The 18,886-nt window shown below is 42.5% G+C and carries 12 protein-coding genes; 6 read left to right on the top strand and 6 right to left on the bottom strand.

Features of this window, described 5'->3' with window-relative positions; all coding sequences use genetic code 11:
- Positions 1–209: 209 nt before the first annotated feature.
- The gene (locus KXQ82_RS18615) at positions 210–1,526 is read right to left on the bottom strand and encodes an amidohydrolase family protein (RefSeq protein ID WP_219490077.1); all 1,317 of its coding nucleotides are present in this window, start codon (positions 1,524–1,526) and stop codon (positions 210–212) included.
- 17 nt (positions 1,527–1,543) lie between these two features.
- The gene (locus tag KXQ82_RS18610) at positions 1,544–4,645 is read right to left on the bottom strand and encodes an amidohydrolase family protein (protein WP_219490076.1); all 3,102 of its coding nucleotides are present in this window, start codon (positions 4,643–4,645) and stop codon (positions 1,544–1,546) included.
- A gap of 592 nt (positions 4,646–5,237) precedes the next feature.
- Here KXQ82_RS18610 and KXQ82_RS18605 point away from each other — a divergent pair.
- Genes KXQ82_RS18605 through KXQ82_RS18595 form a run of 3 tightly spaced genes read left to right on the top strand, consistent with a single transcriptional unit; the run spans position 5,238 to position 8,158 of the window.
- Complete coding sequence (locus KXQ82_RS18605; RefSeq protein ID WP_219490075.1) at positions 5,238–7,082, top strand: PAS domain-containing sensor histidine kinase; 1,845 nt, start codon at positions 5,238–5,240, stop codon at positions 7,080–7,082.
- A gap of 4 nt (positions 7,083–7,086) precedes the next feature.
- Positions 7,087–7,527 carry a response regulator gene (locus KXQ82_RS18600; RefSeq protein WP_219490074.1) on the top strand — a complete coding sequence of 147 codons (441 nt, stop codon included), beginning with the start codon at positions 7,087–7,089 and terminating at the stop codon, positions 7,525–7,527.
- Positions 7,514–8,158: a response regulator gene (locus tag KXQ82_RS18595; protein WP_219490073.1), complete on the top strand. Its 645-nt coding sequence runs from the start codon at positions 7,514–7,516 to the stop codon at positions 8,156–8,158. The genes KXQ82_RS18600 and KXQ82_RS18595 overlap by 14 nt, the downstream gene beginning before the upstream one ends.
- A 10-nt stretch (positions 8,159–8,168) precedes the next feature.
- Here the strand turns inward: KXQ82_RS18595 and KXQ82_RS18590 are convergent, their stop codons facing one another.
- Positions 8,169–11,291 (bottom strand): AsmA family protein, encoded by a 3,123-nt coding sequence (locus tag KXQ82_RS18590; RefSeq protein ID WP_219490072.1) that lies wholly within the window; start codon positions 11,289–11,291, stop codon positions 8,169–8,171.
- Positions 11,292–11,415: 124 nt separating this feature from the next.
- On the opposite strand from KXQ82_RS18590, the gene KXQ82_RS18585 reads away from it, so the two are divergent.
- Both KXQ82_RS18585 and KXQ82_RS18580 read left to right on the top strand, forming a co-directional pair.
- Positions 11,416–12,102 (top strand): class I SAM-dependent methyltransferase, encoded by a 687-nt coding sequence (locus KXQ82_RS18585; protein ID WP_219490069.1) that lies wholly within the window; start codon positions 11,416–11,418, stop codon positions 12,100–12,102.
- An 88-nt stretch (positions 12,103–12,190) separates the two neighbouring features.
- Positions 12,191–14,101: a tetratricopeptide repeat-containing sensor histidine kinase gene (locus KXQ82_RS18580; protein ID WP_219490068.1), complete on the top strand. Its 1,911-nt coding sequence runs from the start codon at positions 12,191–12,193 to the stop codon at positions 14,099–14,101.
- A 4-nt stretch (positions 14,102–14,105) separates the two neighbouring features.
- Here KXQ82_RS18580 and KXQ82_RS18575 read toward each other — a convergent pair whose 3' ends face one another.
- The 3 genes from KXQ82_RS18575 to KXQ82_RS18565 all read right to left on the bottom strand — a co-directional run bounded on the left by KXQ82_RS18575 (position 14,106) and on the right by KXQ82_RS18565 (position 17,137).
- Positions 14,106–14,591: a YdeI/OmpD-associated family protein gene (locus KXQ82_RS18575; protein WP_219490067.1), complete on the bottom strand. Its 486-nt coding sequence runs from the start codon at positions 14,589–14,591 to the stop codon at positions 14,106–14,108.
- 11 nt (positions 14,592–14,602) lie between these two features.
- Positions 14,603–15,376, bottom strand: a complete 774-nt coding sequence (gene xth, locus KXQ82_RS18570) for an exodeoxyribonuclease III (RefSeq protein WP_219490065.1) — start codon at positions 15,374–15,376, stop codon at positions 14,603–14,605.
- A gap of 120 nt (positions 15,377–15,496) precedes the next feature.
- Entirely contained in the window at positions 15,497–17,137 is a 1,641-nt protein-coding gene (locus KXQ82_RS18565; RefSeq protein WP_219490064.1) for a glycoside hydrolase family 28 protein, read from the bottom strand.
- A 273-nt stretch (positions 17,138–17,410) separates the two neighbouring features.
- Between KXQ82_RS18565 and KXQ82_RS18560 the strand changes: the two genes are divergently transcribed.
- Complete coding sequence (locus KXQ82_RS18560; RefSeq protein ID WP_219490063.1) at positions 17,411–18,442, top strand: LacI family DNA-binding transcriptional regulator; 1,032 nt, start codon at positions 17,411–17,413, stop codon at positions 18,440–18,442.
- Positions 18,443–18,886: the final 444 nt, after the last annotated feature.

Below are 18,886 nucleotides of genomic sequence, written 5' to 3'. Positions count from 1 at the left end.
TTATTTAAATTAAAATACAACACTCATTATTAAGCCTCTGCAGCAACTGATTTAAATGTTAATAACAGGTCCGCTTAACTTATCGGTACCTTTCCACTGATAATGGTTTTGGCCAATCAAATGATACAAAATTGAATCCGGCCGGCCTATAACAAAAAAGCTCCCCCGGTTACAGGGAAGCTTCTCAAAAAAAAATCACAATTAATCCTTTATGGTTTTAACCCATATTTATCGCTAAACTTTTTATACAACTGCTTGTGCAGGTTATCCATGTTAATGTTACGGCCTTGTATAAAGGCTGTGGTTACATCAAGCGTTATCATATCCAAAGCATCACCGGGTGAAATGAACAGGTTAGCATCTTTGCCAACTTCTAAGCTTCCGGTAGTTTTATCAATACCTAATATTTTGGCGTTGTTCAGCGTTATCATACTCAGCGCCTGTTCTTTGGTTAAGCCATAGCCTACTGCCTGGCCCGCCTCAAATGGCAGGTTACGCTGGCGCCAAAAACCAATCCCTGTTAAACCGTATAATACACCTGCATCCTGCAATATTTTTGGCATTTTGTATGGCAGGTACACATCATCGTCGTCTTTTGATGGCAATGCCTGGGTTTCTTTTATGATTACGGGCACATTGTTTTCCTTTAACACATCGGCAACCATATAAGCCTCTTTACCCCCCACAAGTACCATTTGCAGGTTGTATTTTTTAGCGAATGCAATGGCCTGCAAAATTTCCTTTGTACCATCGGCATTAACAAATAGCTTTTTAGTACCGTTAAATAATCCGGCCATAGCTGCAAAACGTAAATTTGCTACCGGCTGTTTTACTTCGGCATAAGCTTTTGCTTGCGCGAAGTAAGAATCCAAAGCATCCAATGCTTTTTGCGCGCGCTCTGCGGGTGTTTCTGTTGTTGCACCGGCAACAGGTAAACCACGGCCACCGCCCCTGCGGCCACCTCTTGATGATGCGGGCCAGGTTAGGTGTAAACCAATATCGCTTTTGTAAGCAGCATCTTCCCAGTTCCAGGCATCCAGCTGCACTACGGATGACTGGCCCGAAATGGTACCGCCTTCGGGTGTTGGCTGTGCCAGTAAAACCCCGTTCGAACGTACTGTAGGTATTACTTTCGAATCAGTGTTATAAGCTATCAGTGAACGTACATTAGGGTTCATATCGCCGGTTTCAGTATCATCTACCGTACCGCGTGCACCTTCTTCAATCTCCACCAAACCTAAGGTAGTTATAGGGCATATAAAGCCCGGATATAGTTGTTTGCCTGTAGCATCAATAACCTGTGCCCCTGCAATTGCCGGGGCGGCACCCGTGCCTACCGCAGTAATTTTACCTTTATCAAAAGCTATATAACCCTTATCTATTACCTGGCCATTACCAATATGTATGGTAGCGCCTGTTATTATAATTGCAGCACTTTGCGGCTTAGCAGGCGAAATAGTAGCCTGCCCATAGGTAAGGATAGTGCCCAGCAATAATCCTCCTAAACTTAAAAATATTTTTTTCATGATGTTACTGCTAAGTATTATTGTTTACCACTGCTTTGGGTTCCTAAACCTGATACAAAATCAGCCTGCTCATCTTCGGTAGTTTCGCACTCGTACTGCGGACGGCGGCGACCACCTGCGGCACCTGCGCGCTGCGTAGCAGAACCACTGCCTTTGGCATCTATCATTTTTTGAATCAGCCTTGCTTCTTCTATCTTCATCGCTTTTTGCTTGGCAGCATCCTGCGAAAGATCCCAATATGGCACACCATCAACATAGGTTTTCTCAGCAACAGCGTAAATAGATAAAGGATCGGCCGACCAGAGTACGATATCTGCATCTTTACCGGCTTTAATACTGCCAACCTTATTATCAATATGCAACATTTTGGCAGGGTTAAGGGTTACCAGTTTCAGAGCCTCCTCTTCGCTCATGTTGCCATAAGTTACCGCTTTACCGGCTTCCTGGTTCAGGCGACGGGCCATTTCAGCATCATCAGAGTTAAAGCCGGTTACCAGGCCAACTTCGTGCATCAGTTTTCCGTTGTACGGGATAGCTTCGGCAACCTCATTTTTATAGGCCCACCAATCTGAGAAGGTAGAGCCTGCAATGTTATGCGCTTTCATTTTATCAGCAACTTTATAACCTTCCAAAATGTGAGTAAAGGTGTTGATACGGAAGCCCATTGAATCTGCCACGTGAATGAGCATATTGATCTCGCTTTGTACATAAGAGTGGCAGGTGATAAAACGTTTGTTATCCAGAATTTCAGCAAGAGCCTCCAGTTGCAGATCGCGGCGAACATTGCTGCCTTTTACCGCACGTGCCGCTTTATACTCTTTAGCACGCTGAAAAGCATCAACATAAACCTGTTCAACGCCCATACGTGTTTGCGGGAAGCGTACATAAGTAGCGCCAAACTGAACAGGGTTATTACTGCCTTTCACGTTTTCGCCCAAGGCAAATTTGATATAGCCATCGGCTCCTTCAAATTTCAACTCTTCGGGTGCCATGCCCCAGCGGTGCTTAATAATTTGCAGCTGGCCACCTATCGGGTTTGCAGATCCGTGCAGGATATGTGATGTGGTAACACCACCTGCCAACTGCCTGTACAGATCAATATCCTCAGAGTTGATCACATCGGCTGTACGTACCTCGGCAGTAACCGAGTGTGTACCTTCGTTAACGCCACCGCTTAAAGCAATGTGCGAGTGCTCATCAACAATACCTGCCGAAATATGCTTGCCTGTAGCGTCGATAACTTTGGCAGTACCGGCTGCAAGGTTTTTACCTACAGCTTTTATTTTACCGTTCTCTATCAGTACATCGGTGTTTTTAAGGATACCGTCTTTCTCGTTTGTCCAAACTGTGGCGTTTTTAAATAATACGGTTTCGGCCTTAGGTATCTCGGCGTTACCAAAAGCGGTAAACGGATAAATTACAGGGCCTACATTGGTATTGGTTTTTGCCGCTGTAGCAGCACCACCGCCACGACCACCAAAGCCGCCACCGCCGGCAGCGGCCGGACCGGTATATGTTGCCACCCAGCCCGTAGAAGAACCATCGGGCAGTGTAGCAAAGCCTTTTAAGGTAACCGGCGATAAGGATGTGATGTATCCGTTTAAACGAATTGTACCTACAGGGTTACCCTTCAAATCAAAGTACATGCTAACACCATCACCTGCGCGGGTAAATGTACCTGTGGTACGTGTGCTGTCAACCCCGGTATGTAACGCCGAAAGTGTATAACTGCCCGGGGTTCCGCTTACATTTAAAGTAATGTTATTTAAACCGGCGCCGGTTAAATTATATGCGCCACGCAGATCGGATATCCCTAATTTGCCTACTACATATTGGCGGCCTTCAACCCAGTTCTCATAAATAACGTTATCCTTTTTGAACAGGTTATCAGAAGTAATGATAAAGTTTGCCATTTTGCCCGGGGCTAATGTGCCTACCTTATCGGCTACACCCAGCATTTCGGCAGGGATAGCAGTTAATGCATTCAGGGCTTGTTTTTCGGTCAATCCAAAATCAATAGCTTTTTGCAGGTTAGCCCAAAAGGTGCCCGTATTATCTAAACCATATGTAGTTAGGGCAAATTTAATACCTGCTTTTTCTAAAGTAGCGGGGTTAGTTGGCGCCAGCTCCCACTCTTTCATTTGCTCGTAGCTAATGTTACGGGCGTCTATCGGGTCTTCAACATCATACGGCGCAGGGAAAGTAAGCGGAATAATAAAACTGCTGCCCGTGGCTTTCATCTCATTCAAACGCTGGTACTCTGTACCGTCTGTTTTATAAATATATTGCTTGCCAAACTCTTTACCTATTTTGGCGGCACGCATTACGCTTAAGGGATCGGTAACTTCAAATACCTGTGGCAGGCTTTGTGTTTTATTAAACTCATCTAAAGAGATATTATACTCCTCTTTTTGATTTTTATACCATTGCGCATCATAATAAGTTTGGCGTAGCAGCGCTATACTACCCATTAATGATGACGGATAATTTGTTGCAGCAGTACCCTTGCTAAAAGAGTAGTGCGCCGCTGCCTGGTCGTTCAATATCACAAAGTTATCGCGCTCATCGCCTAAGGTAACAGCCATTGATGTACCGCGCGCAATACCATCATGTATCAATGATTGTACGGTACCAAAGCCAATCTTTTTCAATTCGGCAGCTTTTGCAGCATCAACATGGAATACTGCCTTGGCGCTCATCTCCGCCTTTATTGCTTCGTTCCAGCCATAGGGGCCTGCCTTAGTTGATACTGGTACCTGCGTACGGCCAAAGCCACCGGTAGCGGCTCCGCCGGCACCAAAAGCGGCACGTGCTGCATCGGGCACACCATAAGTGGTGTAAGCATCAATAAGGCTTGGGTAAATAAATTTGCCTTTCAAATCAACGGTAACATATCCTTTTGGGATGGCAATTGCAGCACCTACGGCTTCAATTACCCTGTCTTTAATTAAAAGTGTTCCGTTAGTAATGGTTTGATCGGCACTAACTACTATGGTAGCGTTAGTGAAAGCATATTGCCCTGGTCGTACATCCCAAGCGCCATTTACCGGGAAGGTTTGCTGCGCTTGCGCGAAGTGAACGAATAGCAGGGCAATGCAGAAAGGTAAAAGTTTCTTCATTGTGGGTCAGTTTTTGTGTGCCATAAATATATTTAATTATTTACCGGGGCGCAGTTATTGCCACACCTTTGTTACCAAATTTTGAAAGAATTATGAGGTTTGCAATACGCATATTATATCTACAGGATTAGTAGGAAAGCGTATATCTACGGTATTTATGTATTGCGTATAGCCACAATATTGATTAAAAAAATAATATGATTGGCTCTTTAATAAAAAAATCGCAACGGGATCCAATTAAAAATTCAATGCTTAATATCATTTTAATGGTTTTTTAATAATTAAGTATTTATACGCATGGATAAAAAAACACTTGATATGTATAAAAAGGATGCATAATTTTATAAAAACCAATAACCTTCAAATCACATCACTATATTTTTTAACCAACAATTAATTAATACATGCGTACAAATTTATCCTTATAATATTCCTTATTAGCGTGCAGTTTATCTGTGCAGTAAATATTTTAACGTATAGCATTTTCCGTTACCCGGTATGATCTATGTTGAAGCTGTGCGACCCATGATAAAGCACCTGAGTACCCGGATAAGTTTGGATAAAAAAACTGCATGTTCCGTTGTCGCATATCATGGAAACAAAACAAAAAAATATTGATAGCGATGCCCGCTTCCGTAAGCTGATAGAAAACAGCTTTTCGGGAATAACTTTATTGAACCGCGACCTGGATATTATTTACCGCAGCCCGTCAGCCGAGCGCATTAATGGCTGGAATATGGCCGAACGTGTTAAAAATACAACAAAGGACCTAACCCACCCTGACGACAGGGAGCAACTTATACTACTTTTAAATGAAGTGTTAGATAGCCCCGGCCTTAGTAAAACAGGTTGTTTCAGATCATTACATTTTAGTGGCCATTACATTTGGTTGGAATGTGTTTATACCAACATGTTTAATGAGCCTGAGATAAATGCAATTGTGTGCAATTTTATTGATGTTACTGAGCGTAAACTTGCTGAAATTGAAGTACAGAAAAAAACAAGCCAGGTACAGTATTTATTAGAAAGTATTACTGATGGCTTTGCATCGTTAGATGAAAACCTGTGTTACACTTATGTTAACACGGCTATTGAGAATATGGTTGGCATGAAGAGCGAAAACCTCATCGGCAGAAATATTTGGGAGATATTTCCCGACGCAGTAGGTTCGGCAACATACCACGCGATACAAAAAGCATTCACCGAAAAAATATATGTCAGCAATGAAGACCATTACGAGCCTTTAAATCTGTGGCAGGAAAACCGGATATACCCATCGGGCAATGGCATATCACTCTTTATAAGAAATATCACCTCACAAAAAAACCAAGAACTGCAAAGAGAATTATTAAGCCTGGCTGTAACTCAGTCATTAAAAGAAAAAAACAATATTCTGGAAAGTATTGGCGATGCATTTTTTGCTGTTGATGAAAACTGGATAGTTACCTATTGGAACAACATGGCCGAAAAGGTTTTACAAACACCCAAAAGCAACATTATTAATAAAATGCTTTGGGATGTATTTAAAGACGCCATAGGTTCAGTTTCTTACAATAATTACCACGAGGCCATTGCAACAAACCAAGCCGTTCATTTTGAAGACCATTATGAACGCTTAAATAAATGGTACGAGGTAAGCGCTTACCCTTCAGGTAAAGGCTTGTCGGTTTATTTTAAAGATATTACAGAACGCAAAGTATCTGAAATACTATTAAAGGAACTAAATAACGATCTTAAAAAACAAACTAAAGAACTGGCTACATCAAATGCCGAGCTTGAGCAGTTTGCTTACGTGGCATCACATGATCTGCAAGAGCCCTTGCGTATGATTACCGGCTTTTTGAGTCAGATAGAAAGAAGGTACAGCGACAAACTTGACAGCAAGGGCAGGCAGTATATTCATTTTGCTGTGGACGGCGCCAAACGTATGCGGGAGATCATTCTTGACCTGCTTGAGTTTTCAAGGGTGGGACGGGTAGAGGATAGCATTGAGCCAACAGATACCAACAAATTGCTGAACGACATCATATCGTTATACCATAAAAAGATAGCTGATAAAAAGGCGGTTATACAATATGATAATTTGCCAACCATAAACACCTACAAAGTACCGTTAAGGCAGGTTTTTCAAAACCTGGTAAGCAACGCGTTAAAGTACCAGCAAGCGGGTAACGTGCCTGTAATAAAAATCAATTATACCCAAACTTCAAAATATTATACTTTTTCGGTACAAGATAACGGGATAGGTATCGATGCTGAATATTTCGATACGATATTTATCATATTCCAGCGCCTGCACAATAAAGAAATTTACTCGGGCACGGGGATGGGCCTGGCCGTAACAAAAAAAATAGTAGAAAACCTGGGTGGGAAGATCTGGCTCGAATCTGAACCGGGAAAAGGGAGCACATTTTATTTTAATATCTTAAAAAAATAAACTCATGAAATCAATTCACATTTTATTAGTTGAAGACAATGAAGGCGATATTTTATTAACTATTGAAGCTTTAGAGGATAGCAAGATAACCAATAAGATAAGTGTGATACGCGATGGAAAGGAAGCGATTGATTTTTTTGAAAATGTGACGGATAAAGAGCAAGTACCCGACCTGGTTCTATTAGATATTAACCTGCCTAAAAAAAGCGGGCATGAGGTATTACGGTACATCAAAAAAAGCGAAAGACATAACCAGGTGCCCGTAATTATGCTCACTACATCATCATCAGAGCGCGATATTCTATCGGCATATAAGCACTATGCCAATTGTTACATCACCAAACCGATAGACGTGTCTGAATTTATGAACGCGATAGCTAAAATTGAAGATTTCTGGATCAATATTGTATCTATCCCAACCCAAACCGAACATGTTAGGCGATAAAAAAGATGACCGGATATTGGTTATTGAGGATAACCCCGGCGATTTTGCTTTGGTTGAAGATTTTTTATCTGAAAAGATGCATTTTCCTGTGATAACACATTGTGAAACTTATGAGAACGCGAGGGTAATGTTATCGGACAGGAAAAACGCCTTTGACGTTGTATTACTTGATCTGACATTGCCTGATAAAACAGGCGAAGAACTGATAAAAAGTATAGTTGAGGTAGCGGCCGATGTACCGGTTATTGTGTTAACGGGTTACACCGATCTTAACTTTGGTATCAGGTCATTATCGTGGGGCATCATCGATTATATATTGAAAGATGAATTAACATCTTTATCACTATATAAAAGCATCATCTACAGCCTGGAGCGTAAAAGATCGCTCATCTCACTATCTGCTCACATAAAAGCCATCGAAGAACAAAACCAAAAAATGCGCGAAATATCATGGATGCAATCGCATGTGATAAGGGCGCCACTTGCCCGCATGATGGGCCTGATGTACCTGATAAAAGCTAATACAGATGAAATGGAACAGGTAGTTGATTACCTCTTCCAATCTGCTAATGAATTGGACGATGTGATAAAAAGCATCACTGCCATATCTAAAACAAGTATAGGTAAGTAATTACAAATTCTTATTCACTATCCGGGTCATCGGTACCTTCTAAAGTATCCTCTTTTTTGCCCTTGCCTAAACGTATTTTAGGTTTATCCTGTGTGCCAGTAATGGTAAGGGGGATACCTATGATACCTAATGGCGGTAAACCCAGCCTGAACTGGATATTCAATCTTTTATCAAAGCTTACCTGCCCCTCAAACCGGGCCCTGAAACCTGCCATACGCAGTTTGGTGCGTTCAATGGTAATGATATTTTTAGCGATGGTGGTTTTAATGGCTACCTTGCTTACATCGGGGTTGCGGCTAATACTATCACGGTTGGTTGATTTGGCTATGGAGCCCATCAGTTTAAAGCCATGCATTTTTATTTGCTTTGCCGATAGCTCGCCGCCGCCCTTTAGTGATGAGTACACAGGCTGCATATTGGCATTAAGCCTGCCGCTTAAGTTATAATCCAGCGATATGAGGCCTTCGGCATGCGCTGCCGAGGTTACCATATCGTGAAACAGTTTAATGTGGTTATAGGCCTTCTTTATATCAAAATCATTCGCGCTGATATGGTAGTTAAAATACGCTGTATTTGGTGTAGCATTGGTATAGGCTGCATCCATAGCCACAGGCGAACCTATCAGGTTAAAGCCGGTTTGTTTTAATGTAATATTGCCGTTGTTTACCGTCATCTGGCTTTTGGCATCATTGAGGGTCAGATCCTGGTATTTCAGCTTTTTAACATCGGCAGTAAAATTTAGGTCGAGGTTTTTGGGTACGATGATAACGCCAGTTGTGGTTGATGAACCCGCGGCCGAAGGCGATCCCGCGAAAGCCATAAAATCGTCAACAACAATTTGATTACTGCTCAAATTAAAATCGCCTTTTAATACCGATCCGGGTTTTAACGCGTAGCTGATCACATTTGATAAAGCGCCGTTTAGTACGATTACCGAGTTGCCGTAATTAGCCGTAAAAGAATCGAACTTCATTTTATCCTGCTCAAAGCTAAATACTCCCCTGTTGATGAGGAATGGCTTAGGGAACAGATCGGAGGTTAAAGCCACATCTTTTACACTCAACTTGCCCGAGTTTTGAAGCTTATCATACCGCTTGGCCAGTACATCGCTTTGCTTGCCTTTAAAGGCCAGGTTGGCGGCTATTTTGCCATTTACGTTATAGCCCTTAACAGCGAATACTTTATATATTTTACCAATGTTAAGCATACCATGCGCGCTCACGTTGTAATCCACATCGGCAAAGTTGTGCAGTTCTGCTTTCAGCATAAAAGGTTCGTTCTCAAAACTAAACGAGATGGGTTTTACCGAAATATTTGTGCCGTTTAAAGTACCTGTACGGTTGGTTATACTGGTGTTTACCTGTATATTATGTATAGGGTGCGGATAGTATTTGGTTTGGATGCTACCATCCTTCAAACTAATATTAGCTACCGTTGCCGGGAATTTCTTTTTCGCGGGAAGGTATTTGCCATTGGTTTTAATATCGGCAAACAGGTTACCTTTCAGGTCTATGCTATCCAAAGGGTAAAACTGTTTTAGCTCGGCCAGGTTAAACTTACTTTTCAATTCGGCATCTACCGGAAAATCGGCAGCGTTACTCATTTTAAAATACCCCCTGATGTAATTATCCAGCGCGGTAATATTCAGGTTATCCATTGCCATGCTAATGTGCCTGTAATTGTTATCGGGGCAGGCAGCATTAAAATTAAAGCTGATGTTTTGTATGGCCTGCGGCAGCGAAGCGTATTTAAAGTAACCATTTTTAAATGACGACTGTACCGTAAACTTGGGTATGCTGGTAATTACGGTATCAATCTTTCTCAACCCCACATGCTCAATGCCTGTAGCATATTTACCTTGGGCAAGCAAATGCAGCGTGTACCTGCCTTTTACCTCAAAAGGTTTTATACCAAAAGCCCGGTTCCATTTTTCGAGGTCTATCTCGGTATTTATCTTAGCATAAATATCTGGCGTTTTAAAACCCTTAACCCGCATTACCGAACTGAAATAATCTTTACCGATATTAAAGTAGATCGAGTCCAGATTAACCAATAAACTATCAGGGCTCAACCCCGGCACTTTTATATCCAGGTTAACAAACAGGTTTTTTACCGGCGCCGGCGCTTTATTGCTTGATACATAACCATCGCGCACTTTAAAGTTCATGCTCAGGTTGGGCATGGTATTGGTTTTGGCCAGGTACTTCCCTTTTAGCTCCACCTTTATGTTACCAATACCATCAATATCGGTTTGGGCTATCATTTTTTGGTAAACTGCCGGTAGCGCGGTAAAAATATCTTTCAAATGGCTATCATGCGAATCCACCTTAAAGTCCATATCATAACCATCCTTAATAAAAGCAAACTTACCTGTAAACTGCACAGGCAGGCGGTTGATCAACAGGTCGTTTTTTTGAAATATAAACGCGAGCGATTTGGTATTGATTTTGGTTACCAGATCGGCATTTACCTTTTTTGATAAAATGTATGCCTTGTTTGCATAAAAAAAATCGAGCGAGCCTATCTCGGTATGGGTATGCAGGTCGAATACATCTTTGCTCAGATCGCCGCTGCCGGTATAGTTAAAATCTCGGGCCTCTACCTGCATCGGTAACGACATGTCATCATACACCAAACGGCTTTTTTCTATCAGTATCTTTTCAATCCCTAATGATGCGCTGCCTGTATCCGCTTTGGCATTTGTTTGCGGCGCCCCGGGTTTATAGATATTATAATTGCCCCTACCGCTCTTATCTGTTTCAATATTGATAAAGGCATTGCTAAGGTATATTTTATTGATGTTGATCTTACTTTTAAAAACCGAAGAAAGATCGATACCTAATGATATTTCGTTGGCAGATACCAGTGTATCCACTTCAAATGGCGCACTCCCCTTCAGCACCACATTATCCAGCGTTAATGTCAATTCCGGAAAGTGCTTAAAAAAAGATAAGCCTGTTCCTGTAAAGGCTATCTTACCGTTAATATTGCTATTGGCCCAAACATTTATTTTTTGTGTGATGGCTTTTGGGAACAATACCGGCAATAAAAACATCAGCAGCAATAAACTACCCAGGGTTATTCCGGTAATTTTCAGGATTTTTAGCAGTATCCTTTTAACAGGGAAATTCATAAAACGTGATAAGGGTTGTAGCGGCAAATATACTTCAAGCTAATTTATGAAATGATAAAGCATAAAAAAAGCATAAACATGTTACGGTTTTGTATACGGATATCCTTTATACATTTGCATTGCCATGAGCGATATTTTAGGACAAGCCATTTATAAACATTACCACAAATTATCCCGGCAAAAGCTTTGGATAAATAACCGTTACGGCCCCAGAGAAGAAATGCCCCTTGGTACTTACTTCAGAACGGAAGATGACATGCCCGATATGGAGTGGCTTGCCCTGAATGAATGCCGCGGCAAGGTGCTTGATATTGGTGCTGCCGCAGGTTGCCATAGCCTGATATTACAGGAGCGGCGTATGGATGTTACTGCAATGGATATATCGCCACTTGCTGTTGATGTGATGAAGGAACAAGGGATTAAAAAAGCTGTTTTGGCCGATATCTTTTCTTATAACCAGGGTAAGTTTGATACTTTATTGTTATTGATGAACGGGATAGGGCTTGCCGGCACTATCATTAAATTAAAGCAGCTGCTGCTCCATTTAACTACACTGCTCAACCCCGGCGGGCAAATACTATTCGACTCGTCGGACATAGCTTACCTGTATGAAGGCCAATTGCCCCAAACCGGCTATTATGGTGAGATATGGTACCAATACGAATATGGCAGGCAGAAAACAGAATGGTTTCAATGGCTTTACGTTGATGAAGCCACCATGCAAGCTATTGCCACAGAAACAGGCTTTAAAATGGATGTTTTATTAGAAGACGAATTTGGCCAATATTTAACGAGGTTAACCCTTGTTTAAGCCCATTTTAAGCAACAATTAAACATTTTCGCATATATTACCGTATAATCCACACAATTAGGATTAATTACACTATTGAGGACATTATATGGGTTTATTTTACAAAGCTTTATTTACTTGTATTGTTTTTATTGGCGTAATAACCGGCACTACCTACAGCCAACAAAAGGATATTGACAGCCTTACGCACATTTTATCAAAAAAATCGATTAACGATACCAATAAAGTTAACCTGTTAAACCAAATAGCGTTTGATTATTATGGTGTAAATATTAGCCAGCTCAAAGCTTATGCTAGCCAGGCGTTACAGTTATCGCTCAAACTAAAATTTAGCAATGGCGAAGCATTTGCCTACAAAAACATTGGCCTGGGTTACATGGGCAGTAACGCAAACCCATTGGCATTAATATACTTCGATAAATCGTTAGCCATTTTTAAAAAGCTGGGCGATAGCGTTAATAGCGCCAAAATTTTAAATAATATGGGCTATTACTATGGCCGCATAAAAGATAACGAGCAAGAGCTCAATTACCTGCTCCAGGCATTCGGGCAGATAAAACGATCAAATAAAATTGCTATCAAAGCAACCATATTGGGTAACATTGGCAACAGCTATGAGGCAGCAAACAAACCCGACTCGGCACTTGCCTATTACCAAAGGGCCATGGCCGATTTTGTAAGCACTAAGCAAAATAACATCCCTATATCGGCATACTGTAACCTGGTTTCGGCTCATCTCAAACTAAATAAGCTTAACCAGGCTACTTATTACGCTAATAAAATGATGAACATTTTAGCCGGCCCCGTCAATTACAGGCCCAAAGACCTGGCTATGGTTTACTTAACCTTAGGGCAGCTTAGTTTTCAACTCAAAAATTACGATAAATCACGGGGATATTTTAACCGCAGTTTAAATATTGGCAACCAGATTGGTAACCCCGAAACCATTACGGGGGTTTATCATGGCTATTACCTTATCGATTCGGTAAAGGGGAATTACTTATCGGCTTTAAAAAACTACCACCAGTATGTTCGGCTAAACGACAGTTTAATGAATGTTACCAAAAGCAGGGTGCTGTCATTATACGAAGTAAAATCAGACCTGCAAAAGAGGGCGGATGAAAACGAGCGACTGAAAATAGAACAAGAAAAAAATCAAGCCATTATTATCCACCAAAACACTACAGAAATTATATTAATAGTAGGGCTGGTTATTATTGCTATAGGCTTAATTTACCTCATCAGTATTAATAAGCAAGTGAAACACCAAAGCACTATTATTAACCGGCAAAACAAAATACTCGAAAGTAATAATTTAGTTAAGGATAAGCTATTTTCGGTTATCTCGCATGATCTGCGCAGCCCTATTACACAAGTTATTGGCTTACTAAATTTGTGGGAACAAGGCGAAATGAAACACCACGAAATGACGGAGTTAACGCCTATAGTAAAAAACAGGATCATACAAACGCTCGACCTGCTCGATAACCTGCTGATATGGTCGAACAACCAGCTGCAGGGCTTTAAATTTAAAGCACTGCCTTTTGAGTTAGATAAAGTGATAAACAATATTATACAACACCTGAAACCAATTATCACTCAAAAAGCGCTTAATGTTGAAAATATGGTTGAACCGGGTACTATTGTTCGTGCCGATAGCGAGATGATAAAAATTGTGTTGCGCAACCTAATTTCAAACGCTATAAAATTCACGCCTGCCAATGGGTCCATAAAAGTTAAAAGCAAGTTTGAGAACGGCTTTGTAGTGATAGCTGTTGAAGATACAGGTATTGGAATAAAAGAAAAAGACATGGCCAAGATATTTTCGTTCACCAGCCATACTACCCTGGGTACTGATGATGAAAAAGGCACAGGCATGGGGTTAAAGATATGTAAAGATTTTATTGACCTGAACAATGGCAATATCCGTATGGAAAGCAAAGAAAATGAGGGCAGCACCTTTTATGTTTCTATCCCGCAAAATATAATGGGATTGTGACGCATTATGGTACCCTAACTGTTACCGTATCGTCTTCAAGCCGGGCAATTAGTTTATCCATGTTTTTTTGAAAGGTCTCATCGGTTTTAACACTGTTTAGGTACCTCACAATTTCCTTTCTCCGGGATGGAGTTAAGGCATCAAATTTTACAAGCAAGCCTTTTTGTTGTAACTGAACGATAAGCGCCTGCGGTACGGGATGCTCCCTTTCGGGATCGGTAGTATCCTGTGCAATAATAAATGCAGCCGTATCGCCAACATTTGCTTTGGCACCTTTTAATGTTATCATGTTTACAAACAGGCGGTATGGCCCGTTTTTTACCGGCACCAGGGATTTGGTGAACTCAAACCCATTTACCGTACCCATTATCCTGATGTAACCTTTAACAGCCTTAAGCTCAGTTGTAATTTCGCCTGGCACATCAACGGCAAAATTGATCCCTGTTTTATAAATTGTGGCCTTGAATGAATATTTCTTTACGCCCGGCATCCTGCAACAAATTACCCGTTAGCCAGTTCTATCCAAACAGGGCCATGGTCGCTTGATTTTTCCCAGCCGCGCACATGCCTGTCAACCCCGGCAGCAAGCAGGCGCGTATCAGCCTGGGGGCTTAATAAAAAATGGTCTATCCGCAAGCCTGCGTTGCGGCCGTAGGCATCCCTAAAATAATCCCAAAAAGTGTAGATCGTTTCGGTGGGATATAGTTTACGTATCGCGTCCGTCCAGCCCTGGGCCATCAGCGTTTTAAAAGCCTGCCGCGTTTCGGGCCTGAAGAGCGCGTCATTAACCCAACGTTCAGGCTTATACACATCAGCTTCGGTGGGCATTACATTATAATCGCCGCAAAGCACTACAGGTATACCTCGATCAAAAAGGCCACGGGCATGCGCGGTAAACCGTTCAAACCATTGTAACTTATAATCAAACTTGGGGCCGGGGGCCGGGTTGCCGTTGGGCAGGTATAAGCATCCTACCACAATACCATTTACCAATGCCTCAATATAACGGCTGTGCGTATCATCCGGGTCGCTGGGAAGGCCGCGCCTTAATTCTTTAATTTCTGTTTTGGATAAGATGGCAACCCCGTTCCAGCTTTTTTGCCCGTGCCATATGGCCTGGTACCCTGCATCGTTAATAGCCTGCAGCGGAAATTTCTCATCGGGCGCCTTCAATTCCTGCAGGCAAACAACATCGGGTGCCGTTTCCTGTAGCCAGCGGAGCAATACAGGCAACCGCCCGTTCACACCGTTTACATTATAGGTAGCTATTTTCATTTACCGGATTTACAACCAAAATAAGAATAACATTTATATCAGCCAATTGTGCTGCCGGGTTTTGGTAAAATAGAAAAGCCCGGCTAAACCAGACTTTTCTATTAATAAACCGGATGCAGTTTAATCTATCACCAGGCTTTTTTCTTCAGCGCCGTTATTAAATTCAGCGCGTTTTTTGGCATCGGGAATATTGGTATGTGTTACCTTGATATTACCGGTACGGTCGCCGGCTACGTTAACAAACAGATCGGTAGGGTCAACACTTTTTATACCATCCAAAATAATATTATTACTATTTTCAATATTGATAAGATGCTTGCGATCGGTAATTTGCAGGGTAATATTTTTCAGCTTGATGTCCTTAGCTTCAATCAGATCAACACCCATATCGGCTTTAATGGTCACGTTTTCAATGTTAATATTTTTGATGCTCATTTCGGGCAAGCCGCGCACCATTATGGCTTTTTTAGCTCCATTGCACGACACATTGTTTACATAAAAGTTTCTGAACTGTGGTGTTCCCTCATTTACTGCAGGTATCTCTGCTTTTTGCAGGGTTGATGCAGCCTTAGTCATGTAATACATATCAAACAATATAGCCTCGTTAACAATATTACGCATGCTGATGTTTTTGATGTAGATGTTTTCGACTATGCCGCCCCTGCCGCGTACGGTTTTAAAACGCAGACCAATATCAGTACCAACAAAAGTACAATCGGTAACAAACAGGTTGCGGGCACCGCCGCTCATTTCGCTGCCAATAACAAAGCCGCCGTGTGCGCGGTAAACTATGTTGTTGCGCACCACTACATTTTCGGTTGGTTTACCGCGTTTACGGCCATCAGCATCACGGCCCGATTTAATACAGATGCCATCATCCCCGGCATCAAAAGTACTGCCTTCCAACAATACGTTTTTGCACGATTCAAGATCTATGCCATCACCATTTTGCGCGTTAGCCGGGTTTTTTACACGTACGTTCCTGATCGTCATATCCTCGCAAAGTATGGTATGCATACACCAGTTTGCCGAGTTTTGAAAGGTAGAACCTGTTAGCAATACCTTTTTACAATTGGTAAGCACCAACATATTAGGGCGGTAAAAATCCTTATAAACTGCATAATCATTTATGGTTTTACCGGCTTGCAAATTACCTACATCCTTTATTTTACTGGCTTTCTCAAAATTTTCAGACGGGTACCATGACCTGCCATCGGCCGAAACCACACCGCCCGATGCTACTTTAGCCTTCCATTCATTTTCGGTCAGCCTGTCTTTACCAATGGCGCGCCATACCTCGCCGTTGCCATCAAATATACCTTCGCCGGTTATGGCAATGTTAGTGAGGTTGGTACCCGCTATCGGCGATTCATTCCTTGCCGCGGGGCGGCCCTCATAGTTACCTTCAATTAAAGCGTATTTACTTTTATCGCCGGTAAACAATACCAGGGCAGCACGATCAACATGCAGGTTTACATTGCTTTTTAATACAATTGGGCCGGTTAGCCACAAGCCCTGTGTGATGAGTACTACCCCGCCGCCTTTTGCACTGCAGGCTGTAATGGCATCGTTAATGCTTTTGGTGTTGAGCGTAAGCCCATCCGGCTTAGCCCCGTATTTTACAATCTTGAAGGTATCTTTTTTAAAGGTGGGCACCAATGCTTTTGGCAAGTTGCTCCACGAGTAGGGTTTTGTTTGTGCTGATGCCTGTAGCGCGCCAAGGCTTAAAAAAGCAAGCGCAATGAGTTTGTTAAATCGCATTATTAAATATATTTTGGTAGATATTTGGCTTTATTGGCGGTGTCAAAAAAATCACGAAAGGAAAAATGTGTACTGATTGCCTTTTTAATATTCCGACGTACCTTAATGATAACAAGGTTAACTGTTTTACAGCCATAAACGAAATTGCAGCTGTAAATAATTTATGCAATCGTTCCCATTCAGATTAAACTATTGTAAATAAATTGATGCTATATTTGTAACGGCCGGTTTTGGTTTACACCTTGCGGGATGTTTATTTGATCAGTACAAAGCATGTTTCAGCCAATAACGATAAAAGATATTGCCAAAGCGCTCGGATTATCAACATCCACCGTATCGCGTGCCCTTACAGACCGTTACGAGATCAGCGCCGAAACCAAAAAACTGGTGCTCGAATATGCCGAGAAGATAGGCTATCAGCCCAACCCCATCGCGCAAAGCTTAAAAGAGCGCCGCAGCCATTCTATTGGTGTAGTGGTGGCCGAGGTAGCCAATAACTACTTCTCGCAAGCCATAAACGGTATCGAATCCATCGCTTATAACCGTGGTTACCACGTTATTATTACCCAAACCCATGAGTCGTTTGACCGTGAGGTAGTGAACGTACAGCACATGGCATCGCGCGGGGTGGATGGTTTGCTCATCTCACTCTCATCCGAAACTCAAAACCTCAGCCACATTAAATACCTGCACGAAAAAGGCCTGCCTATGGTGTTTTTTGACAGGGTGGCAAATGAGATAGAGACCCATAAGGTGATAGCCAATAATTACCAGGGGGCTTTTGATGCTACAGAGCACCTCATCAAATCGGGCTCGCGTAAAATAGCGCACCTTACCAGCTCGCCCAACCTGTCTATCACGGCCGAAAGGTTTGATGGCTACCGCGCGGCGCTGGCGCAATACAACGTACCCTTTAACCCGGCTTACCTGCTGCATTGCGAGCATGGCGGCATGATACAGGCCGAAGTGGAGCTTGCCGTAACGCAACTGCTCGCCCTTGCCGACAGGCCCGATGCTATACTGATAGCCTCCGACCGACTCAGCGCGGGTTGCCTCAGCTCCTTAAAAATGCACGGCATCAAAGTACCAACCGATATTGCCATCGCGGGCTTTACCAACAGCGACGTGGCCGACCTGTTCAACCCGGCCATGACCACCATACGCCAGCCCGCCTTCAAAATAGGCCAGATAGCCACCGAAATGCTCATCAGCCTCATCGAATCCAAACACCCCGTAACCGAGTTTGAAACCCGCATGCTGGATGCCGAACTTGTTGTGAGGGAATCATCAGGCGCTGCCCTTTAATGTGCAAATGAGTAAATGTGCGGATGTGCAAATGCCTTGCTGCTTGCTATTCACGCCTAACCACCAAGTCATGCCGTCCCGACTTAAGTTGGGATCGGTACCCCATCAGACAGGTGACCACGCGACACATAACCCGCCAAGCCTCACCATCACGTCATTGCGAGGAACGAAGCAAACTCTACGCGACAGTCACGCGCGACAGGTAACCCGCCAAGCCTCTAAAATTATGTCATTTCGAACGAGCCCCTTCGGCTCGGAGAAACCTTTACTAAGCGACATTCACGCCGGACATATCACCCACCAAGCCTGAACCCCTCGCCCGCCGTAGCTTTAGCGAAGGATGGAATTACAAATTTCGCAACACCACACCCACAACTTGGGTATTTTCCTTGGGTATTCTTGGTGTTTTTAAGAAAATCCGCTTACTCTATTATGAAATTTGTA

It is taken from the genome of Mucilaginibacter rivuli, from assembly GCF_019391655.1.
In the GTDB taxonomy this organism is placed as follows: Bacteria; Bacteroidota; Bacteroidia; order Sphingobacteriales; family Sphingobacteriaceae; genus Mucilaginibacter; species Mucilaginibacter rivuli.
The sequence above is the reverse complement of the archived record's forward strand: the minus strand, read 5'-3'. Positions and strand labels throughout refer to the sequence as shown.